The organism is Limnohabitans sp. DCL3, from assembly GCF_048019295.1.
Taxonomy (GTDB): domain Bacteria; phylum Pseudomonadota; class Gammaproteobacteria; order Burkholderiales; family Burkholderiaceae_C; genus Limnohabitans_A.
In genome coordinates this window covers 827,054-846,897 of the sequence record NZ_CP171842.1, presented here as the reverse complement: position 1 = coordinate 846,897, position 19,844 = coordinate 827,054, and the positions used below count along the sequence as shown (strand labels likewise).

General features: G+C 59.2%; 20 protein-coding genes. 10 read left to right on the top strand and 10 right to left on the bottom strand.

Annotated elements, in window-relative coordinates; all coding sequences use genetic code 11:
- Positions 1 to 122: 122 nt before the first annotated feature.
- Both ACHEXK_RS03800 and ACHEXK_RS03795 read right to left on the bottom strand, forming a co-directional pair.
- Complete coding sequence (locus ACHEXK_RS03800) at positions 123 to 1,217, bottom strand: adenylate/guanylate cyclase domain-containing protein (RefSeq protein WP_416548042.1); 1,095 nt, start codon at positions 1,215 to 1,217, stop codon at positions 123 to 125.
- An 80-nt stretch (positions 1,218 to 1,297) separates the two neighbouring features.
- Entirely contained in the window at positions 1,298 to 3,388 is a 2,091-nt protein-coding gene (locus tag ACHEXK_RS03795) for a PAS domain S-box protein (protein ID WP_416548041.1), read from the bottom strand.
- A gap of 427 nt (positions 3,389 to 3,815) precedes the next feature.
- Here ACHEXK_RS03795 and ACHEXK_RS03790 point away from each other — a divergent pair, with 427 nt between their 5' ends.
- Positions 3,816 to 4,391 carry a PAS domain-containing protein gene (locus ACHEXK_RS03790; RefSeq protein WP_416548040.1) on the top strand — a complete coding sequence of 192 codons (576 nt, stop codon included), beginning with the start codon at positions 3,816 to 3,818 and terminating at the stop codon, positions 4,389 to 4,391.
- Here ACHEXK_RS03790 and ACHEXK_RS03785 read toward each other — a convergent pair.
- Entirely contained in the window at positions 4,388 to 5,302 is a 915-nt protein-coding gene (locus ACHEXK_RS03785) for an SDR family NAD(P)-dependent oxidoreductase (RefSeq protein ID WP_416548039.1), read from the bottom strand. The genes ACHEXK_RS03790 and ACHEXK_RS03785 overlap by 4 nt on opposite strands.
- 137 nt (positions 5,303 to 5,439) lie before the next feature.
- Between ACHEXK_RS03785 and ACHEXK_RS03780 the strand changes: the two genes are divergently transcribed.
- Both ACHEXK_RS03780 and ACHEXK_RS03775 read left to right on the top strand, forming a co-directional pair.
- Positions 5,440 to 6,336, top strand: a complete 897-nt coding sequence (locus tag ACHEXK_RS03780) for an NUDIX hydrolase (RefSeq protein ID WP_416548038.1) — start codon at positions 5,440 to 5,442, stop codon at positions 6,334 to 6,336.
- A 53-nt stretch (positions 6,337 to 6,389) separates the two neighbouring features.
- On the top strand, positions 6,390 to 6,755 hold the full coding sequence (locus tag ACHEXK_RS03775) for an Hpt domain-containing protein (RefSeq protein ID WP_416548037.1): 366 nt from the start codon (positions 6,390 to 6,392) through the stop codon (positions 6,753 to 6,755).
- On the opposite strand, the gene ACHEXK_RS03770 is transcribed toward ACHEXK_RS03775, so the two are convergent.
- Both ACHEXK_RS03770 and ACHEXK_RS03765 read right to left on the bottom strand, forming a co-directional pair.
- On the bottom strand, positions 6,740 to 7,714 hold the full coding sequence (locus tag ACHEXK_RS03770; RefSeq protein WP_416548852.1) for a tRNA dihydrouridine synthase: 975 nt from the start codon (positions 7,712 to 7,714) through the stop codon (positions 6,740 to 6,742). The genes ACHEXK_RS03775 and ACHEXK_RS03770 overlap by 16 nt on opposite strands.
- A gap of 8 nt (positions 7,715 to 7,722) precedes the next feature.
- Positions 7,723 to 8,241 carry a GNAT family N-acetyltransferase gene (locus tag ACHEXK_RS03765; RefSeq protein WP_416548036.1) on the bottom strand — a complete coding sequence of 173 codons (519 nt, stop codon included), beginning with the start codon at positions 8,239 to 8,241 and terminating at the stop codon, positions 7,723 to 7,725.
- Positions 8,242 to 8,449: 208 nt separating this feature from the next.
- Here ACHEXK_RS03765 and ACHEXK_RS03760 point away from each other — a divergent pair, with 208 nt between their 5' ends.
- From ACHEXK_RS03760 to bktB, 4 genes are all read left to right on the top strand, one after another.
- Positions 8,450 to 9,181: a c-type cytochrome gene (locus ACHEXK_RS03760; protein ID WP_416548850.1), complete on the top strand. Its 732-nt coding sequence runs from the start codon at positions 8,450 to 8,452 to the stop codon at positions 9,179 to 9,181.
- Positions 9,178 to 10,512 (top strand): c-type cytochrome, encoded by a 1,335-nt coding sequence (locus tag ACHEXK_RS03755; RefSeq protein WP_416548035.1) that lies wholly within the window; start codon positions 9,178 to 9,180, stop codon positions 10,510 to 10,512. The genes ACHEXK_RS03760 and ACHEXK_RS03755 overlap by 4 nt, the downstream gene beginning before the upstream one ends.
- A gap of 65 nt (positions 10,513 to 10,577) precedes the next feature.
- Positions 10,578 to 11,333: an SDR family NAD(P)-dependent oxidoreductase gene (locus ACHEXK_RS03750; protein WP_416548034.1), complete on the top strand. Its 756-nt coding sequence runs from the start codon at positions 10,578 to 10,580 to the stop codon at positions 11,331 to 11,333.
- A gap of 113 nt (positions 11,334 to 11,446) precedes the next feature.
- A complete protein-coding gene (gene bktB / locus ACHEXK_RS03745; protein ID WP_416548033.1) occupies positions 11,447 to 12,631 on the top strand; it encodes a beta-ketothiolase BktB in 1,185 nt (394 codons plus the stop codon).
- A 72-nt stretch (positions 12,632 to 12,703) separates the two neighbouring features.
- On the opposite strand, the gene ACHEXK_RS03740 is transcribed toward bktB, so the two are convergent.
- From ACHEXK_RS03740 to ACHEXK_RS03720, 5 genes are all read right to left on the bottom strand, one after another.
- Positions 12,704 to 13,063 carry a RidA family protein gene (locus ACHEXK_RS03740; RefSeq protein ID WP_416548032.1) on the bottom strand — a complete coding sequence of 120 codons (360 nt, stop codon included), beginning with the start codon at positions 13,061 to 13,063 and terminating at the stop codon, positions 12,704 to 12,706.
- Entirely contained in the window at positions 13,060 to 13,689 is a 630-nt protein-coding gene (plsY, locus tag ACHEXK_RS03735) for a glycerol-3-phosphate 1-O-acyltransferase PlsY (RefSeq protein WP_416548031.1), read from the bottom strand. The genes ACHEXK_RS03740 and plsY overlap by 4 nt, the downstream gene beginning before the upstream one ends.
- 26 nt (positions 13,690 to 13,715) lie before the next feature.
- Complete coding sequence (locus ACHEXK_RS03730) at positions 13,716 to 14,207, bottom strand: aminoacyl-tRNA deacylase (RefSeq protein ID WP_416548030.1); 492 nt, start codon at positions 14,205 to 14,207, stop codon at positions 13,716 to 13,718.
- Positions 14,208 to 14,216: 9 nt separating this feature from the next.
- The gene (locus ACHEXK_RS03725; RefSeq protein ID WP_416548029.1) at positions 14,217 to 15,278 is read right to left on the bottom strand and encodes an aldo/keto reductase; all 1,062 of its coding nucleotides are present in this window, start codon (positions 15,276 to 15,278) and stop codon (positions 14,217 to 14,219) included.
- A gap of 88 nt (positions 15,279 to 15,366) precedes the next feature.
- A complete protein-coding gene (locus ACHEXK_RS03720; RefSeq protein WP_416548028.1) occupies positions 15,367 to 17,127 on the bottom strand; it encodes an acyl-CoA synthetase in 1,761 nt (586 codons plus the stop codon).
- Positions 17,128 to 17,152: 25 nt separating this feature from the next.
- Between ACHEXK_RS03720 and ACHEXK_RS03715 the strand changes: the two genes are divergently transcribed.
- The 3 genes from ACHEXK_RS03715 (at position 17,153) to prfB (ending at position 19,818) form a co-directional block, all read left to right on the top strand.
- The gene (locus tag ACHEXK_RS03715; RefSeq protein WP_416548027.1) at positions 17,153 to 18,067 is read left to right on the top strand and encodes an alpha/beta fold hydrolase; all 915 of its coding nucleotides are present in this window, start codon (positions 17,153 to 17,155) and stop codon (positions 18,065 to 18,067) included.
- Positions 18,068 to 18,111: 44 nt separating this feature from the next.
- On the top strand, positions 18,112 to 18,642 hold the full coding sequence (locus ACHEXK_RS03710) for a hypothetical protein (protein WP_416548026.1): 531 nt from the start codon (positions 18,112 to 18,114) through the stop codon (positions 18,640 to 18,642).
- A gap of 71 nt (positions 18,643 to 18,713) precedes the next feature.
- Positions 18,714 to 19,818 (top strand): peptide chain release factor 2 gene (gene prfB, locus ACHEXK_RS03705; RefSeq protein ID WP_416548025.1). Its coding sequence is split into 2 segments (ribosomal slippage): positions 18,714 to 18,794 and positions 18,796 to 19,818, totalling 1,104 coding nucleotides; the frame shifts between segments, so codons are not numbered across the junction.
- Positions 19,819 to 19,844: the final 26 nt, after the last annotated feature.

Sequence of the window (19,844 nt, the reverse complement as noted above, 5' to 3'; positions counted from 1 at the left end):
TTGCCAAAGCCATCTCGCAGTTTCAGGGCAGCGGCTTCGATCTACGCATCCGAGGGTGTACGGAGTTTTGTGTAAACGGGGTTGGGATCAGTCCTCGGGTGATCTGTTTCCAAGGCAGTGGGTCAGCTCAGCTTGGCACTCTTTAAGAACCATGTGCTCATCTCGCCCTTGCCTTTGACCTCTATGAGGCCACGGTGTTCGAGTGCAAAGGGCTGACGCAACGCCTGGCGTGTGGCCTCGCTCAATTGAATGCGGCCAGCGATGCCATGTGACTCCATTCGGCTGGCCGTGTTCACCACATCGCCCCAAAGGTCGTACAGGAATTTGCTCTTGCCAATGACCCCCGCGACAGCCGCACCCGTGCTGATGCCAATGCGGATGTTGAGCGGATGCTGGGTGTTGGCGTTGAAATCTTGAATCGCCTCGATCATGTCGAGTGCCATGTGCGCAGCGCGGTCGGCATGGTCTGACACCACGGTGGGCAAACCTGCAGCGGCCATGTAACAGTCGCCAATGGTTTTGATTTTCTCAAGGCCGCGATGCTCGGCAATGTGGTCAAAACGTGTGAACAAATCGTTCAACACACCCACCAACACCTCCGGGCTCACGTCCTGCGAAAAAGCCGTGAAACCCACAATGTCCGCAAACAGCACGGTGACTTCGTCGTAACTGTCTACGATGGCTTGGCTGAGGTGATCGGCGGTGAGCTTGGAACGACCTTTTAATCGCTCGGCAATGGCTTGAGGCAACACGTTGTGCAGCAACATATCGGACAACTCCTGCTCCACAAGAACTTGCTTGTAAAGTTTTTGAGTCTCCAAATTCAACAAGCGCACCTGCAGCAGGTTCTGCACTCTGGCCAACACCTCGGCAATGTCAAATGGTTTGGTAACAAAGTCCAAAGCACCGGCCTTCAAGGCTCTCAGCTTTTCACTCGGCTGGGCCGTGATGACCAGAACGGGCAAAGAGCCATCACCCTCCACGCTTTGAAGCGCTTCCATCACCTGGAAGCCATCCATCTCAGGCATGTTCAGATCCAAAAGGATCAGGTCGTATCGGTTTTGGCGATGCAGGTCCACCACCTCTTGGGGGTTTTGCGTCGTTGAAATGGCGCTGTAACCTGCGCTGCGCAGCAAGCGCTCTAGCAAGAGCACATTGGCGGCTTGATCGTCGACGATGAGCAGCTTGGCCCTCAAGGTATCGGAAGTGTGAATCACGCGTTATCCCTACAAAAGTGAAAAGACGAAGCCATGCGGTGAAAGCTGACAACCCACGAAACGACGCTTTCAGGAAAACATCACCTCGTTATTTTTTGAGCACTCTCGAGCGCCAGATCCAAAGTCGTCATGAACTCTTCCACCACGATGGGCTTGGTCAAATATCTGAAAAAACCCAGTTGCCGACCCACCTCGATGTCTCGCAGCATGGCATTGGCACTGATGGCCACCACCGGGATATGCGCTGTGGCCGTGTCTGACCTCAGTACTTTCAAGGCGTCAATACCGCTGATGCCTGGCAAATTGATGTCCATCAAAATCACATCCGGCAAGGTCGAGCGCGCCAGCGCAATCCCCAGCGCGCCGTCAACCGCCGTCAACAGGTGGATATCCGGTCGCCGATCGATCAAGCGCTCAACGAGCTTCATGTTGGCAGGGTTGTCTTCGATGTACAAAAGTGTTTTTTGGGGTGCATTGACCCGATCAACATCGGGTTTGGGCAGTGCTCCGTCGGGTGCTGTGGTCTTGAGCTCAGGGGTTGGCGTGCTGCGCAACTCCACCCAGAACTCGCTGCCCTGACCCACTGTGCTGTTGACCCCCAGCACCCCATCCATCAACTCGACCAGTTGCTTGGTCACCACCAAACCAATGCCCGTGCCCGCCACATTGCCAGCTTCTTGGCCTAAGCGGTTGAAGGGTTGAAACAGTTGTGCCAGTTTGTCGGGCGGCAGCCCTGCACCCGTGTCCTTGAAACTGATCCGAACGCGGTTCGGCGACACCAGAGCGCATGCCACCTTCACTTGGCCTTTGGCTTGGTTGTATTTGATCGCATTCGACAACAGATTGATCACGATTTGCTTGAGCCTTGTCTGATCCGCCCAAACAAAGCTGGGCTGATCAAATTCTGGAAAAATCAAAACGATGCCTCGTTCCTGGGCTTGCGCCTCCATCATGGCGTGGCATTCGGCCAAGACCTCCGGCAAGTCCACAGGCTCCAAAGACAGGGACACTTTGCCCGACTCGACCACGGAAAGATCCAAAATTTCATTGATCAACTTCAAGAGGTGCCAACCCGCTTGCAATATTTGGGTGATGCTCTCCTTTTGCGCATCAGACGGCGGGGGCGATGCCGTGGCCATCAGTTGTGCAAAACCCAAAATGGCATTCAACGGTGAACGCAGCTCGTGGCTCATGCCCGACAGAAAATCGGACTTCGCCAGATTGGCCTTCTCTGCGGCGGATTTGGCACTCTCCATCTCCACATTCGTTTCCTGCAAGGCTTGCTCAAAGCGTTTGCGTTCCGTGACATCACGCGCAGCCGCAAACACGCCTTGCAAGGTGCGGTCACGGTCATAAAAGGTGGTGGCGTTGTACGACACCACCGTTTTTTTGCCATCACGCGCACAGGCCGTGAGTTCGTAATCCGTCACTTTTTTGTCGGTCAACACCAACTTGATGCCCGCCTCGGCCCGCGCCGGATCGGTGAAATAGCTTTTGAAAGGCGCACCGATGAGTTCATCACGGGTGCAGCCGGTAAGCGCTTCCATTTGCTTGTTGACGTCGGTGATGATGCCTGCCGGATCGGTCGTCATCAAAGCGTCAATGTTCGACTCGATCAGCGAGCGGGTGTAGAACTGCTGGTCACGCAAGCGTTGGTCGAGTTTTTTTTGGTCAGCCTCCACCTGCTTGCGGGCCGTGTTGTCGGTGCCAATCAACAGATACCCGATGATGACCTTGTCGATATCACGCAGCGCGGTCACCGAAACCACGGCCGGAAATCGGCTGCCATCTTTGCGGATGTAGGTCAGCTCGTAAATATCCTCAATACCCCGCGAGGCTTTGAAAACCAGCGCCTCAAAGCCAGGGGTAATGGGCGTGTCAAACTCGGCACTCAGTGCACCCGCCCGTGTGATCAACTCTTGAGGATCTGAGATCTCGGCCGGCGTGATGGTGTTCATGACTTCCGAGGCCAAGTACCCCAACATGCGCTCCGCACCCACGTTGAAGATTTGAATCACCCCCTTGGCGTCAGTGGCGATGCTGGAAAAGTTGGCGCTGTTGAAAATGGCGTTTTGCAAGGCCCCTGCCTTGATGACGGCTTCTTCTCGCCGGACTTCAGTGCCCCCCCCATGCGCTGCGGGACCGACGTCGAGAGACTGGTTTGGATTCATGGATATCGGTAGCGCTCGGTCGCGCGGGTTTGAACAATGGGCGGGCGGGCGCGAGGGGCTTGAGGGAACAGCTGGGCGAGTTGCGCCCACCCCATGCTGTGGATTTGGCCTCCACCATGGGCCCGGTTTTGACCGTTGTGGCGATCGCACAGGGCATTGCGGTTTCCTTCAAGTCAAGCGCGGTGATCACGGGATGGGGTCAAGGTTGAATTTGAACGGATGATGAAAGGCGCTCTCCACATCGCCATGCTGACGCCCCAACCGTGACCACACACCCCCCATCGGTCCTGCGGTCAAGTTGAAAACGAGTCCCACGATAACAGCAGACGCCAACTTGTGGGCTTGAAGGGCTGTTTCGCTTGTAAAAGTGAACGTGTTCGCAGCCAGAAAAAGCCAGTCTTGTTGATTTCAGTCAAAACAAGCGTTCATGGAAGCCCTGAAAATTCTCCGCTACCGACGGAGCGCCCCTTTCATGAAGCACCACCATATTGTTCCAACGCAAGTTGAGAGAGTCTTGGCAGATAACGAATTCATCATCTCCAAAACAGATCCCAAAGGCAAGATCACCTACGGCAACAGAGAATTCAAAGACTACTCGGGGTTTTCAGAGAGTGAATTGTTGGGTATCCAACACAACATCGTGCGCCATCCCGACATGCCTCGCGCGGTGTTCAAGCTGTTGTGGGATGAAGTTCAAGCAGGCCGAGAAGTGTTTGCATTCGTCAAAAACATGAGCAAAGACGGTTCGTTTTATTGGGTGTTTGCAAACGTGACCCCTTCTTTAGACAGGCATAAGAACGTGGTGGGTTATTTTTCTGTCCGCAGGAAACCCAACCGCAATGCCTTGCCCCAAGTAGCGGGTCTGTACCAAAAGATGTTGGCAGCAGAGCGCCTGGCAGGTGCTCGAGATGCCATTGAAGCTTCCACCCAAATCTTGGTCAATGCACTGAAAAGCGCGCGCATGAACTACGAAGAGTGGGTCCTGAAATTACAAAACACTTAACTTGCTGGGTGGGCTGCGATGGCCTTGCCCACTTCCAACGCCCCCTGCTCTGACCCTGAGCGCGGCACGATCTCACCTTGCCGCGCGGTGACTTGCGCCATCGCAGCAGCCAAGCGATCGGCGGTATCGGCACCTGTGCCCAAGTACACGCCTTGGGTGAGGGTGATGTGCGCCACCTCAAAGCTGCCCGCACCTGCACAAATGATGGTGCGGTTGGGCGCATCTTCGCTGGCCATGACCAACATGGCAGGCACCACCGCGCTGGGGTCCAGGGCTTGGAGCACGGCCTCGGGCATCAGGCCTTCGGTCATGCGGGTCGCCGCAGTGGGGGCCAAACAGTTCACGCGAATGTGGTTTCTTTCACCTTCAATCGACAAGGTTTGCATCAGGCCCGCCAACGCCATCTTGGCCGCGCCGTAATTGGATTGGCCAAAATTGCCGTACAAACCACTGGAAGAAGTGGTCATGACAATACGCCCGTAGTTTTGCGCTTGCATGATGGGCCAGACGGCCTTGGTGCAATGCACCGCACCCATGACGTGCACATCCATCACCAGTTTGAAGTCCGCCAACGCCATCTTGGCAAAGCTTTTGTCGCGCAAGATGCCCGCGTTGTTGACCAAAATATCCACCCGACCCCAAGCATCCACCGCCTGTTGCACCATGGCCTTGACCGCCTCAAAGTCTGTGACCGATGCGCCGTTGGCCAGCGCTTGGCCTCCGGCAGCGCGGATTTCGTCGACCACGGCTTGCGCCGCCGACACCGAGCCGCCGTCGCCGTGCACATCGCCCCCCAAGTCATTGACCAGCACTTTGGCGCCGCGAGCAGCCAGCGCCAGCGCGTGCTGACGGCCCAAACCACCGCCCGCGCCAGTGACGATGGCCACACGGTCTTTGAAATGAATGCTCATGTGTTTTCCTTTACAAGGGATGTGAACAGGCGACAGTTTGGACGCCAAGCGTCTGATAACCTGAGAGTGTCCCCTTATTTGAACCGACTTTCAAACACGCAGCCCCGTGGCTGTGTTGCACGATTGACAGCTTGCCCATGGAACTGAACACCCAAACCATCACCACCCCCCCACTGGACTCTGCTTCAGTGGTTCTGCTGAAAGACAGCGCCCATGGTCTGCAGGTGCTTTTGCTCAAGCGTCACCAAGCCTCCAGCGTCCTGGGGGGCGCTTACGTGTTTCCTGGTGGCAAGCTTGACCTGGCCGACCAGAGTCCGTCGGTGTTGGCCCGATTGAGCCAAGACCCGTCCACACTGCACCAGCGACTGGCCGAGCCCGATTTGAGTGCTGACCGGGCGGCCGGCCTTTTTTTCGCGGCCATCCGCGAAGCGTTTGAGGAATGCGGTATTTTGTTGGGTCAGTCAAGTGATCTGCACGACCCGTGCGAGGCTGCAGCGCAGCTTCTGGCCCTGCAAAACGCTCTGGCCAACGGGCAAAGCTGGGCAGAGGCTTTTCAGGCCCTGTCGCTGCGCTTGACCACCGACACCTTGGTGCCTTGGACCCGCTGGATCACCCCGCGCCAAGCTTCGGTGACCCACAAGCGCTTTGACACCCGTTTTTTCATTGCCCGCGTGCCCGAGGGACAAACCGCCGCCCACGATAACCATGAAACCACCGAAACCCTGTGGACCACGCCCCGAGAGGCACTGACCCGCTATTGGGACCACGAGATCGAATTGGCGCCACCGCAAATCATGGGCTTGGTCCAATTGGCAAAGCATTCCGACACCCACAGTGCGCTGTCGGAAGCACAAAGCCGCCCCCCCCCGGTGGTGGAGCCTGAACCTTTTGATCAAGACGGCATCCGCACCATTTGCTACCCTGGCGACCCGCGGCACGCCATCCCACATCCCGTTTTTCCGGGCCCGACACGCTTGCTGTTCAAAAACAAGCGTTTTGAGCCTGAAACAGGTTTATCAGGTTTGTTAGATTGACCGGCAGGGCATTACAATTTGTAACCTTATGGCATACACCACCCATTGACTCTATGCGCTCAACTTTTGAACCCAGTTACTTGTCCATTGACCGGGCCATGGAATTCATTGGAGATGCCAGTGGGGTTCTGACCTTGCTCAAGAGCTTGCACCAAACCTTGGGAGAAGACCTGCCGCGCATTCAAGCCCTGCTGGATCAAGACGATCTGCAGGGTGCCAACCGCTTGCTGCACCAACTCAAAGGCTTCACCCCCGTGTTTTGTGTCGACAGCTTGGTGGAGTTGGTGGTGCATGTCGAACACCTGAGCAAGCACGCCGAATCCGCAGATGTCCAAGCCGCCTACCAGGGTTTGGCACCCCAACTCGAAGCATTGCGCACCGAAGTGGCCCAGTACCTGAGCCGTCACCCGACTGCCTGAGCAGCCAACCACTGGTCAATCGTGACCGGGTCATGCAGCAAACGCAGTTGTTCGAAAGCCTCCTGCGCTTCAGGATAAACACGGCGCAAGTAATTGAGCCACTGTTTGAGCCGCCCAGCGCGGTGGCGCGGTGCCACCCTCTGGGCAATACCCTGCCAAAACAAGCGCATCAAACCCACAATCTGCGTCCAAGTCACGGCACTTTGCACAGAGCCGCATTTCAGGGCGTCATGTTGTGCAATCGCCAATGCCAGACCTGGATCGGCCACCATGCCTCGCCCGATCATCAGCCGCTCACAACCTGTCACCTCACGGCAGCGCAATGCGTCTGCCAAAGTCCAAATGTCGCCATTGGCCACCATCGGCATTCGCACGCGCTGGCGCAAATCGGCAATCCGCTCCCAATAGGCGGGTGGGCGGTAGCCATGGGCCTTGGTGCGGGCATGCACCACCAAATCGCTGGCCCCTGCGGCTTCGATGGCCAAAGCACACTCTTCGGCACGGCTGTCGTCGTTGTATCCCAAGCGCATCTTGGCGGAGACCGGGATGTGCGCAGGCACTGCCCGGCGCACGGCCGCCACAATTTGGCCCACCAGCTCGGGCTCGTCCAGCAAGACCGCTCCGCCTCGGTGTTGGTTCACCGTTTTCGCTGGGCAGCCAAAATTCAAATCAATGCCTGCAGGTTCCAACTGGGCCAATGCCACGGCATTGGCCGCCAAATAATCGGGGTCAGACCCCAATAGTTGCACCCGCACTGGTACGCCCGCGACGGTGCGACTTTGGTTGAGCAATTCCGGCGCGACGCGAATGAAGGCACGGCGCGGCAGCACCGTGTTGGTCACGCGGATGAACTCGGAGACACACAAATCCACCCCGCCCACCCGCGTGAGCATGTCGCGCAGGGTGTGGTCAAGCAGCCCCTCCATCGGCGCGAGCAAAATGCGTGCCCCAGAAGGCATGAGGGACATCAGCCCAACTTGCGCTTGAGGCGCACTTCTTCGACCTTCACGCCGCCCAAAGGCACGGTGCGGGCCGTGTTCATCTCACGCTTGAAACCGGCCAGATCGTGAAAGCGCAACGTTTCTTCGTGCAGCAAGGGCAGCCAAACCGTCACATCGGTGCAGTCTTCTTCTTGCAGGCCTTCTCGGGCAGCATCCCACAAGGCCAAGCCAACACCTTGGCCGATGCGCTCGGGGGCGGCGTAAATGGCCCAAATTTCACCCGTGGTGTTTTTAGACTTCGGATCGCGAGAACGGTCAAAACCCACAAAACCGACAATCTCTTGACCATCGACAGCCACCATGACTTGCGGCTCGCCATATTCGATGGCCTCTTTCCAAAAAGACACGCGTTTGGGCATGGGGGTGGCGTCCCAATGGGTATCTGGCACTTGGCCGGCGTAGGCGGCGCGACAAGCGCTCACATGCAATGCGGCCACAGCGGGAGCGTCTTTGAGGGTGGCGAAGCGGACTTGGATATCGGACATGGCTTGAACAGATGAAGGAAAACAAGACGCCAAAAGCGTGGGCATATGGCATGAAACCCGACATTGTCGCCGCTTCGGTTATCTTCGAAGCATGAGGACCTCTATCAATGCGCCCTATTTCACGCCACGGCTGAGCGCAGGACCGCGCTCTGAGCTTGTACGCATGCGCCTTCTGCCGGCGCTCAAAAGCGCCACCTTCGTTGGACTCATGGCCGCAACCGCATTGCTGGCGTGGCCCGTCAACGCACAAACACCCGCTCGATTCACCGACGACATGGCCGAGCGCACCCGTGCTTGCACCGCATGCCATGGCGACCAAGGCCGCGCAGGGCCGGATGGTTATTACCCTCGACTGGCCGGCAAACCCGCTGGTTACCTGCACAACCAGTTGCGCAATTTTGCGCAGGGCAGACGCCATTACGACCTGATGGCCCGCTTGGTCGACCCTTTGACCGATGCATATTTGGGGGAGATGGCACAGTACTTTGCCGACCTGAAACTGCCCTACCCGGCACCCACGACCAACAATGCCATCACCCCCGAGCGACTGGCCCAAGGCCGACAATTGGTCACGCAAGGGGACGCCTCTCGCGGACTGCCCGCTTGCATCCAATGCCACGGCACTCGCCTGACAGGGGTTCAGCCGAACGTCCCCGGGCTGCTGGGCTTACCGCTCGACTATCTGAACGCCCAACTGGGTGCTTGGCAAACCGGACAACGCCGCGCTCACGCCCCCGATTGCATGGCCGAGATCGTCAAGCGCATGCCGGCTCAAGACCTGATCGCGGTGTCCAGTTGGTTGGCCCGGCAACCCCTGCCTGCGGACACCCGGCCAGCCGATCGTCCGCCCGCTGGGCCTGCTTTGCCTGAAAGGCTGCGCTGCGGCAGTGCGCCGGAACTCTCGGGCGCACGCCAAGCCCAGTCAGGGGGCCGACCATGAAAAAGGCCATGCAAAACATGCACCCGGTCAAACGATTACTGTGGGTCACTGGGCTCAGTGTGATCGTTTTGGCTTTGGGTGTGGTGGCCGACAACTGGGGCGACCTGATGCTCCCGTCCCAAGCCGCCCCTGCAGCCCGGGTCATGGACACAAAGGCCCAGCTTGAACAAGGCCGATACCTGGCTTTGGCAGGCAACTGCATGGCCTGCCACACCACTCGGGGCGGCATCCCAATGGCAGGCGGTCGTCGCATCGACACCCCTTTTGGCGGCGTGTACAGCAGCAACCTCACACCGGACCCCGACACAGGCTTGGGCCGCTGGACCGCCCAAGATTTTTGGCAAGCCATGCACCTGGGCCGCTCCCGTGGCGGGCGCTTGCTGACGCCGGCTTTCCCTTACAACCACACCAGCGTGGTGACACGAGAAGACAGCGACGCGGTGTTTGCGTGGCTCAAGACCCTGCCCCCGGTCACGAATGTCCAAGCTGCCCACACTTTGGTCTGGCCCTTGGGCACGCAGCCTGCTTTGGCCGTTTGGCGCAGTCTTTTCTTTCAGCCCAGTCCCTTTGAGACCGACAAGGCCCAAAGTGCCGAATGGAACCGTGGCGCCTATTTGGTCCAAGGCCTAGGCCACTGCGCCGCCTGCCACAGCCCGCGCAATGCATTGGGGGCCAGTGGCGCGGTGGACGATTTGTCCGGCGGGCTCATCCCCGTGCTCAACTGGTATGCCCCTGATCTGACCCGCGACGCCGAAAGTGGCATGGCCAGCACACCTTTGCCTGAAATCGTCCGCCTGCTGCGAACTGGCGCATCCATGAACGCACAAGCCAACGGTCCCATGGGCGAAGTGGTTCAGCACAGCCTGCAACACCTCTCCGAAGCCGACCTGCAAGCCATGGCGCTGTATTTGCAATCTCGGGCCCAAACGGCGCCTCCAAGCCAAGCGGTGGACAGCAAGCCCAAGCGCATCACCTTGCAAGTGGCGAACCAAGGTGCCAAGGTGTACGAGCGCCAGTGCCAGCAATGCCATGGTGAGCAAGGTGCGGGTGTAAAAACCACCTCAGGCGAGGTGGCCTACCCCGCTCTGGCCGGTAACCGTGCTGTGCTCCTGAAGGACCCCACCAACCTGGTGCAACTCGTCTTGTACGGCGGCTATGGTCCAGCTACGGCAGATCACCCTCGGCCCTTCGGCATGCCGCCCTTTTTGCTCGAATTGGACGACCGCGACATCGCTGCCGTGCTGACCCACCTGCGCACCCAATGGGGCAACCAAGCAGGCGAAGTCACGCCCCTTCAGGTCAACCGGATTCGCGCCGCGCAAGGCGGCTGAGACCTGCTCCAGGCCTGTCAACTGCGGCACTGCCAGATCGGACCGAAGTCCCTAACATGGCCGGCATGAAAAGACACCTGTACATCATGACCGGCGCTTCACGCGGCATGGGCTTGGCCATGGCCGAACAGTTGCTGCAGCCCGGTAACGCCCTGCTGTGCCTCTCGCGCCACGCCAACCCCAACCTGGCCTCGACCGCCCTGAAGGCGAATGTCCCCCTCACCCAATGGACACACGATCTGGCCGACGGCGAAGGTGCCAGCATGCGGCTGCGCGAGTGGCTGACAAGCCAGAACCCTCAGGATTTCGCCAGCGCCAGCCTGATCAACAACGCGGGCGTTATCCCCCCCATCACCCCGCTGCGCCAGTCCCAGCCCGCCGATCTGGCACTGGCACTGCGCGTGGGACTGGAAGCCCCCATGGCCTTGAGTGCGGCGTTTTTGGGGGCCACAGAAAGCTGGCCCCTGCCGCGCAAAGTGCTCAACATTTCATCGGGCCTTGGCCGTTTCCCCATGGCCTCGCAAGCGGGCTACTGCGCAGCCAAAGCGGGCATGGACCATTTCACCCGGTGCTTGGCGCTGGACGAAGCCCTGCACACCAACGGTGCCAAAGTCTGCTCGCTCGCTCCCGGCGTGATCGACACCGACATGCAGGTACAGCTGCGCGGTGCGGCTGGAGAGGCTTTTCCGGACCGATCGAAGTTTTTACAACTCAAAACCCAGGGCCAGCTCAGCTCGCCCGCGCAGGCGGCCGAGCAAGTTTTGCGCTTTTTGGCCCGGCCCGACTTTGGCCGCGAACCGGTGGCCGACGTGAGGGGCTAAAGGGGCTCAGCCAAACTGCGCCGTTTGTCAGGCCTCTGTAGCCATTGCGCCTGACACTGATCGGCGTTGTAAACCCTGGCCATTTGTCATTTTTTATATCCTGGAGACCTGTCATGAGCCGTGAAGTTGTTGTTGTCAGCGGTGTGCGCACCGCCATTGGGACCTATGGCGGCAGCCTGAAGGACATTGCGCCCACCGAGCTGGCCGCTCAGGTGGTGCGAGAAGCCCTGTCGCGTGCAGGTACCGAAGGCAAAGATGTCGGTCATGTCGTGTTTGGCCATGTGGTCAACACCGAGCCCAAAGACATGTATTTGTCACGCGTGGCGGCCATCAACGGCGGTTGCGCCGAAGGCACACCCGCCTTCAACGTGAACCGCCTGTGCGGCTCGGGCCTGCAGGCCATCGTCAGCGCCAGCCAGTCCATCTTGTTAGGTGATTGCGACATCGCCATTGGCGGCGGCGCTGAAAACATGAGCCGCGGCCCCTACGCTTCTCTTTCTGCCCGCTGGGGTGCCCGCATGGGTGACAGCAAGATGGTCGACATGGTGGTCGGCGCTTTGCACGACCCCTTCCACACCATCCACATGGGTGTGACGGCCGAAAACGTGGCTGCCAAGTACGGCATCACCCGCGAGATGCAGGATGCGCTGGCGGTGGAAAGCCACAACCGCGCCGAGCGCGCGACCGCAGCCGGCTACTTCAAAGACCAGATCATGCCGGTCATGCTCAAAAGCAAGAAAGGCGAGATCGCCTACGCCACCGATGAGCATTTCCGCCCCGGCTGCAAGCTTGAAGACATGGCCAAGCTCAAGCCTGTGTTCTTGAAAGAAAACGGCACCGTGACTGCCGGCAACGCCTCGGGCATCAACGACGCCGCAGCCGCTGTGGTGCTCATGGAAGCCGGTGCGGCCAAAGCCCGTGGCGCCAAGCCGCTGGCCCGCCTGGTGGGTTACGCCCACACGGGTCTGGACCCCAAGATCATGGGCGTGGGCCCCATCTCGGCCACACAAGCCGTACTCAAGAAAACCGGTCTGACGGTGAACGACTTGGATGTGATTGAGGCCAACGAAGCCTTTGCTGCCCAGGCCTGCGCGGTGACCCGCGAACTGGGCTTGGACCCGGCCAAGGTCAACCCCAACGGCTCAGGCATTTCACTGGGCCACCCCATTGGTGCCACGGGCGCACTGATCACTGTGAAAGCCTTGTACGAGTTGCAACGCGTGAACGGCCGTTACGCCCTGGTGACCATGTGCATCGGCGGCGGTCAGGGCATTGCGGCGATTTTTGAGCGCATGTGATCCTCGGGTCTGATCTGAACAAAAATGGGCCTCCGCAGAGGCCCATTTTTTTGGGGGCGCATGCCTGCGGCGTCAGCCCTTGACCGCCGCCGTGACCACCACCTCAATCAAATAGGCCGGATTGGCCAGCGCCGCCTGCACGGTGGCACGGGGCGGTGCGCTGCCAGCCACCACCCAAGCATCCCACACCTCGTTCATCGCCGCGATGTCGGTGATGTCTTTCAGGTAAATCTGGGTGCGCAAAATGCGGGTTTTGTCGCTGCCCGCCTCAATCAGTCGCTGCTCGATCTGGCGCAGCACATCGGCCGTCTGGCTGCGGATGTCGGTGGCCTCGCATTCGGGCACCATGCCTGCCAAATAGACCACGCCATTGAAAATGGCCGCCTCGCTGTATCGGGCCGCTACGTGCAAGCGCTGGAGGTCGTGGTTCATTCTTTTTTCTTTCCCAATTTCGACTCGGTCCCAGCCAGCAAGCGGTTGATGTTTTCACGGTGCCGCCACACCAGCAGCAAAGCCATCACGGCCAGGCAGAAAACCTCGGTCGCGCTAGCCTCCCAAGTCACGCCATCACCGAACAAATAAAACACAGGCGCAAACACGGCCGCGACCATCGAGGCCAGCGACACGTAGCGGCTGAAATAGACCACGATGGCAAATGTGAGCACCGTGGCCAAAGCCAAACCACCGTTGACCCCCACCAACACGCCCACCGCAGTGGCCACGCCTTTGCCACCGACAAAACCAAAAAATACCGGGTACAAGTGACCCAAAAAGGCCGCCAAGCCAGCCCATGCAGCCACGCCCACGCCCAAGCCGTGTTCAGGCCCCCAAGCCAAGACCATCGCGACAGGCAACCAGCCCTTCACGGCATCGAGCAACAAGGTCAGGATGGCGGCTTTCTTGCTACCCGAACGCAGAACGTTGGTGGCGCCAGGGTTTTTGCTCCCGTAACTGCGTGGGTCGTTCAGGCCCATCAAGCGGCTGACGATGACGGCAAAACTGAGTGAACCCATCAAGTAACTGGCCAAGACCACGGCCACTGGAATCAAGATATCCATCGAAAGCTCCCTTTTTTATAGGCATGTCATTCTGCCAGCGCGCAACGCACCGGTTGCGCACCCAGCAGTTGCACGCACACCTGAGGGGCTATGCCCACCAGATAACCGCGTCGACCACCGTTGATACAGATGCGCGGCAAACCGAGGATGGTGTCTTCGATGTACACCGGCATGGTGCGGCGTGTGGCAAAGGGAGACGTACCACCCACCAGGTAACCGCTGTGGCGGTTGGCCACCTCGGGGGCGCACGGCTCCACCGATTTGAGCCCGACTTGACGTGCCAAGTTTTTGGTGGACACCTTGCGGTTGCCGTGCATCAACACCACCAAAGGCTTGGCATCCTGGTCTTGCATGATCAGGGTCTTGACCACCGCAAAGGGGTCCATCCCCAGCACCTGCGCACTGTGCTGGGCGCCGCCATGCTCCAAGTACTCGTAGGGGTGCTCGGTGAATGCCACACCGTGCAGGCGCAAAAATGCCGTGGCCGGGGTTTCGCTGACTTTGTCTTTCTTGGCCATGGCCTCGAATCACAGAGCCGGATCGCGCATTTCCCAGCGAATGTCGTCGATGGCCTTGAGGACTTCGGGCGTCAGCTGAGTGCGCCAAGCCGCCAGGTCTTCCTCCAACTGGGCCAAGGAAGTGACACCGATGATGGTGCTGGCCACGCTCCAGCGGTGGTAGCAAAAGGCCAAGGCCATCTGGGTGGGCGTCATGCCGTTGTCACGCGCCAACTGGTTGTAGCGGCGAGCGGCCTTCAGGGCCTCGGGGCGACCCCAGCGCTGCTTGCGCATCGAGTCGTAACGGGCAATGCGGCCACCGTCAGGCACCAGCGGGCCGTTCAAATCGTCGTGATCGTATTTGCCCGTGAGCAGGCCAAACCCCAGCGGCGAATACGCCAACATTGACACGTTCAGGCGGTAACAAGTTTCGTCCAAACCATTGTCGTAAGTGCGGCTGACCAGGCAATAAGGGTTTTGCACGGTGGCCACGCGCGGCAGGCTATGCTGCTCGGCCAGGCGCACAAATTCATGCACGCCATAGGGGGTTTCATTGGACAGACCGATGTAACGCACCTTGCCCGCCTTGACCAATTTGGCCAAGGCTTCGAGTTGTTCGTGGATGGATGTGACCGACTTGTCTTTGGCGGGGTCAAAGTAGGTCATGCCAAAGGCCGGCACATGACGCTCAGGCCAATGGATCTGGTACAGGTCAATCACATCGGTTTGCAGGCGACGCAGGCTACCCTCGCAGGCTTGCAAAATGTCTTGCCCGGTCATGCCCGAGCCTTCACGGATCCAGGGCATGCCGCGCGAGGGGCCTGCCACTTTGGTGGCCAGCACCAGCTTCTGGCGGGCACCGGGGCGTTTGGCAAACCAATTGCCAATGAAGGTTTCCGTCGCCCCACACGTATCGGCCGAGGCCGGCACGGCGTACATCTCGGCCGTGTCAATGAAGTTGATGCCCGCATCCAAGGAGCGGTCCAGGATGGCGTGCGCGTCGGCTTCATTGACTTGCTGGCCAAAGGTCATGGTACCCAGGCAAATGGGGGTCACTTGCAGATCGGATTGACCGAGTTGAACGAGATTCATGGTGTGTCCTGTGTTGAATTCAAGCCAAACTGTTTTCCCGGGTCAGGGAGACAAGGCCATGGATTGATTTTGTCACGCGTCCAAGTGCTTAGGCCTGCAACACTGTCGCGCGTGCTTCTTCCTGAAGCCGCAGCACCCGCCGCTGCACCTTGCCCGTGGTGGTCATGGGCAGCTGATCGATGAATTCGATTTCTTTGGGGTATTCGTAGGGGGCCAGCAAACCCTTCACATGGGCCTGCAGTGCGTCGCGCACCGCGTCGTCAAAGCGGCTTTGGTCCGGCCCGTCGGGCCGGCGCGCCAGCCAGTCGGGCGACATCACCACAAAGGCTTTGACCACAGCGCCCCGGTCGGCGTCGGGCTTGGGCACCACAGCGGCGTTGGCCACAGCCGGGTGCTTGACCAGGCAGTTTTCGATCTCGCCCGGGCCGATGCGATAACCCGCGGCCTTGAACATGTCGTCGGTGCGGCCTTGGTACCAAAGGTAGCCATCCTGATCCGCCACCGCCATGTCGCCCGTGCGGCACCAGTTGCCTGTGTATTTGGCCTGGGTGGCTTTGTCGTTGTTCCAGTAGCCCAAAAAGAACACCGGGTCGGGCTGCCCATGCACATCGAAACGGTTGACCGCCACCTCGCCCGGCGTGCCAGGTGGGCACCGTTGCCCCCTTTCATCGATGATCGCAACTTGGTGACCCGGGTAGCCCTTGCCCATGCTGCCGGCTTTGGCGGGCCACAGGCGGGAGCAGTTGCCCACCACGTAGTTGATCTCCGTCTGACCGAACATTTCGTTGACCGTCACACCCATCTGCTGCTGGCAGTAGCCAAACACCGCATCACCCACCGCCTCGCCCGCGCTCATCATGGCCTGCAGCTTCAGGTGGTAGCGGGCTTTCACATCGGGTACGGCTTTCATCATGGCTTTGAGCGCCGTGGGGAACAAAAAGGTGTGCGTCACGCCATGAGTTTGCAAAATCTCAAAGGCCACGTCAGGGGAGAAACGCCCATGGAAGGCCACAATGGGCCGCCCAAAATACAGGCAGGGCAGTAAAGCGTCCATCAAGCCCCCCGTCCAAGCCCAGTCGGCGGGCGACCAGAACACCGCTTTCGACGGCCGCTCGGCTTTGAAGGGGTCAAAGCCAAACCAGTTTTGGCTGCACACAAAACCGGTGAGGTTGCCAATCAAGGCTCGGTGTGGAATCAGTGCGCCCTTGGGGTTACCCGTGGTGCCGCTGGTGTAAATGAGCACCGCCGGATCTTCGGCCCAGGTGCTGACGGCTTTGAACGTTGCGGTCTGTTTGTGCACCGCTTGCTCGTAATCCAGATCGGTCAGCGCCCCAGCCTGACCCACCCCGATGAGGGCTTGCATACCTGGGCAGTCGGGCCGGGCCAACTGCAGGGCCCGTACGGTGGATTCGTCACAGACCGCCACACGGGCCTGGCTGTCGTTGATGCGAAAGGACAAGGCCTCAGGCCCAAACAGCATGGACAACGGCATGGCCACTGCCCCCATTTGCAGCACCGCCATGTAGGCCACGGCGGTCTCAAAACGCTGGGGCAAGACAATCGCCACGCGGTCGCCGCGCTGCACGCCTAGCCCTTGCAGTACCCGGCTCAGGCGGTTGGCCGCAGCTTGCAGTTGGCCGAAGGTCCAGCTTTGGCCCAAGCCTTGGCCCGCCACATGTTCTCGGATGGCCACACACTGGGCCATGGCCGGCTGTGCCGCCCACTGGCCGCAGCAAGCATGGGCCATGTTGAAGCGCTTGGGCACTTTCCAGCCAAAGCCCTGGTGAAGGGCCGCGTAACGGTCAGGGACAGCGCGGCTTGGGCGGTCCTGGTTGCGACTGACGCTCATCGTTTGTCTCCTTATGATAGAAAGTATGTACCAAGTTCAACGCGAATCACAAAGCCATTGGGTGCCGCTGCGCGGCTGTCGTTACCACCTGCGCCAATGGGGCACCCCCCAGCCAAGCAGCACGCCCCTCGTTTTGGCCCATGGCTGGATGGACGTGGCCGCCTCTTGGCAATTCATGGTCGATGCCTTCAGCCCCACTTTTGTCAGCCAACGCCCCATCATCGCCATGGACTGGCGCGGCTACGGACTGACCGAGACTGCGCCCACCGACAGCTACTGGTTCCCCGATTACCTGGCCGATCTGGACGCCTTGCTGGACCATCTGTACCCCGGCCAAGCGATTGACCTGGTCGGCCACAGCATGGGCGGCAATGTGGTGATGATGTACGCAGGCACACGGCCTGAGCGCATTCGTCGGCTGGTCAATTTGGAGGGCTTTGGAATGGCGGCGACCCATGCCGCTCAAGCGCCCAGCCGCATGACACAGTGGCTGGATGAGGTCAAAGCCCAACGCGAAGTGGACAAGGCCCTCAAACCCTATGCCGACGCCGCAGGCGTAGCGGCCCGACTGATGAAAACCAACCGCCGCTTGCGCCGGGATCAAGCCGACTGGTTGGCCCAGCATTGGGCCCGCCCTGGCCCAGACGGCCAGTGGCGCATCTTGGGTGATTCGGCGCACAAGGTCATCAACCCTTATTTGTTTCGCGTTGAAGAAGCACTGGCCATGTACCAGCGCATCAGCGCCCCTGTTTTGGCGGTCCAAGCGTCCGATGATTCCCTCTCCCAATGGTGGAAAGGCCAATACACCTTGGCTGAATTTCACGAGCGGCTGAAATCGGTGCCCCAACTGGAAAAAGCCACGTTGGACGATGCGGGCCACATGCTGCACCATGACCAACCCCATGCGCTGGCCCATCTCCTCGAAGCGTTTTTGGCCTGACAAGCCCTAAAATCAAACTGTTTTCATTTCGATGATGGTCGCCCATGCGCACTTTTCGCACCTTGCAGCTCATTTTGACCATCGTCATGGCCAATTTCGTTGGATTTGCGCATGCTGAAGCCGCCCAGCGCCATTGCCCGGATTTCTTGGCGGTCAAAGGTGCCCCAGAACCCGCTCATCGTGGCGAGTTCACCTTATCCCCATTCACGCACCACTGGAGCCAAAATCCAGAGCACAAACATGTGGTGCTCATCGCTGTCGACGAGCAACTGCCCGGTGACCGTTTGTGTGGCGTGAGCTTTTTCAGCAACTCATTTGGCCAGCCCTCCGTTTATGTGTACGCGGGTCAGCAATACAACCATCTGCTTGGCATCCCCCAATTGTTCGCCAAAGTCACTGCCGGACTCATGTACGGCTATGTCGCACCCTATGAAAACAAAGTGCCTCTGAACTACAAAGGTTTCAACCCGGCCATCATCCCGGCTGTGGGCTACAAGCTGACGCCACACGACTCAGTTCAGTTGAAGTTTTTGGGCACGGCCGGGTTGATGTTCTCTTACGGGCGGCAGTTTTAAGCCAACTCACCACTTGGCGCAAGTTGAACTCATGAGAAAATGTCCGGTTTACCGAACCGGACACCTTCCCCATGGACGCAGAACACATCAACCAAATTGGTGCATCCCTCACAGACCTGACCGCTCGTACCCACGAGTTACGGGGGTATCTTTGACTACGATGCCAAATCTGAACGGCTGAGAACCGTCAACGCATCACTCGAAGATCCTTCGGTCTGGAACGACCCGAAAAAAGCCCAAGAACTGGGCAAAGAGAAAAAAGCACTGGACGGTGTGGTGGTCACCATCACCAACCTGACCAGTGAATTGGCCGACAACCTTGAACTCTTTGAGATGAGCAAGGAAGAAGGTGACGACGCTGGCCTCCAAACCATTGAGGCTGAAGCCGCCAAACTGGCCCAGCTCGTGGAAGACCTTGAGTTCAGACGGATGTTCCGCCATGAGGCCGATCCGCTGAACTGTTTTGTCGACATCCAGGCCGGCGCAGGGGGCACAGAAGCTTGCGACTGGGCCAGCATGTTGCTGCGCCAGTACATCAAGTATGCGGAACGCAAAGGTTTCAAAGCCACCGTCGAAGATGAAACACCCGGCGACACAGCGGGCATCAAGGGTGCGACCATCAAGATCGAGGGCGAATACGCTTTCGGTCTGCTGCGCACCGAAACCGGCGTACACCGCTTGGTACGCAAAAGCCCATTCGATTCTTCAGGGGGTCGCCACACCTCGTTCGCCTCGCTGTTTGTGTATCCCGAAATCGATGACTCGATCGAGATCAACATCAACCCGTCGGACGTGCGCACGGACACTTTCCGCGCCAGCGGCGCGGGCGGTCAGCACATCAACAAGACCGACTCGGCTGTGCGCTTGACCCACATCCCCACGGGCATCGTGGTGCAGTGCCAAGATGGCCGCAGTCAACACAGCAACCGGGATGTGGCTTGGCAACGCCTGCGCTCTCGCTTGTACGACTTTGAAATGCGCAAACGGCTGGAAGAACAGCAAAAGCTGGAAGACACCAAAACCGATGTGGGCTGGGGTCACCAGATTCGCAGCTATGTGCTGGACAACAGCCGCATCAAGGATTTGCGCACCAACGTCGAAATTTCGGCCACACAAAAGGTGCTCGATGGCGATTTGGATGCGTTCATCGAAGCCTCACTGAAACAAGGCCTCTGACCCAGTCAGACCTCAAACAAAACGGA

What these genes read in the sequence shown, in the direction of transcription:
- ACHEXK_RS03710 (WP_416548026.1), top strand. Translation starts at nt 18,112, where the DNA reads ATGCGCACTTTTCGCACCTTGCAGCTCATTTTGACCATCGTCATGGCC.
- ACHEXK_RS03750 (WP_416548034.1), top strand. Translation starts at nt 10,578, where the DNA reads ATGAAAAGACACCTGTACATCATGACCGGCGCTTCACGCGGCATGGGC.
- ACHEXK_RS03720 (WP_416548028.1), bottom strand. Translation starts at nt 17,127, where the DNA reads ATGAGCGTCAGTCGCAACCAGGACCGCCCAAGCCGCGCTGTCCCTGAC.
- ACHEXK_RS03790 (WP_416548040.1), top strand. Translation starts at nt 3,816, where the DNA reads ATGGAAGCCCTGAAAATTCTCCGCTACCGACGGAGCGCCCCTTTCATG.
- ACHEXK_RS03730 (WP_416548030.1), bottom strand. Translation starts at nt 14,207, where the DNA reads ATGGCCAAGAAAGACAAAGTCAGCGAAACCCCGGCCACGGCATTTTTG.
- ACHEXK_RS03760 (WP_416548850.1), top strand. Translation starts at nt 8,450, where the DNA reads ATGGCCGCAACCGCATTGCTGGCGTGGCCCGTCAACGCACAAACACCC.
- ACHEXK_RS03775 (WP_416548037.1), top strand. Translation starts at nt 6,390, where the DNA reads ATGCGCTCAACTTTTGAACCCAGTTACTTGTCCATTGACCGGGCCATG.
- ACHEXK_RS03725 (WP_416548029.1), bottom strand. Translation starts at nt 15,278, where the DNA reads ATGAATCTCGTTCAACTCGGTCAATCCGATCTGCAAGTGACCCCCATT.
- ACHEXK_RS03715 (WP_416548027.1), top strand. Translation starts at nt 17,153, where the DNA reads ATGTACCAAGTTCAACGCGAATCACAAAGCCATTGGGTGCCGCTGCGC.
- ACHEXK_RS03785 (WP_416548039.1), bottom strand. Translation starts at nt 5,302, where the DNA reads ATGAGCATTCATTTCAAAGACCGTGTGGCCATCGTCACTGGCGCGGGC.
- ACHEXK_RS03755 (WP_416548035.1), top strand. Translation starts at nt 9,178, where the DNA reads ATGAAAAAGGCCATGCAAAACATGCACCCGGTCAAACGATTACTGTGG.
- ACHEXK_RS03795 (WP_416548041.1), bottom strand. Translation starts at nt 3,388, where the DNA reads ATGAATCCAAACCAGTCTCTCGACGTCGGTCCCGCAGCGCATGGGGGG.
- ACHEXK_RS03770 (WP_416548852.1), bottom strand. Translation starts at nt 7,714, where the DNA reads ATGCCTTCTGGGGCACGCATTTTGCTCGCGCCGATGGAGGGGCTGCTT.
- ACHEXK_RS03765 (WP_416548036.1), bottom strand. Translation starts at nt 8,241, where the DNA reads ATGTCCGATATCCAAGTCCGCTTCGCCACCCTCAAAGACGCTCCCGCT.
- ACHEXK_RS03740 (WP_416548032.1), bottom strand. Translation starts at nt 13,063, where the DNA reads ATGAACCACGACCTCCAGCGCTTGCACGTAGCGGCCCGATACAGCGAG.
- bktB (WP_416548033.1), top strand. Translation starts at nt 11,447, where the DNA reads ATGAGCCGTGAAGTTGTTGTTGTCAGCGGTGTGCGCACCGCCATTGGG.
- plsY (WP_416548031.1), bottom strand. Translation starts at nt 13,689, where the DNA reads ATGGATATCTTGATTCCAGTGGCCGTGGTCTTGGCCAGTTACTTGATG.
- ACHEXK_RS03780 (WP_416548038.1), top strand. Translation starts at nt 5,440, where the DNA reads ATGGAACTGAACACCCAAACCATCACCACCCCCCCACTGGACTCTGCT.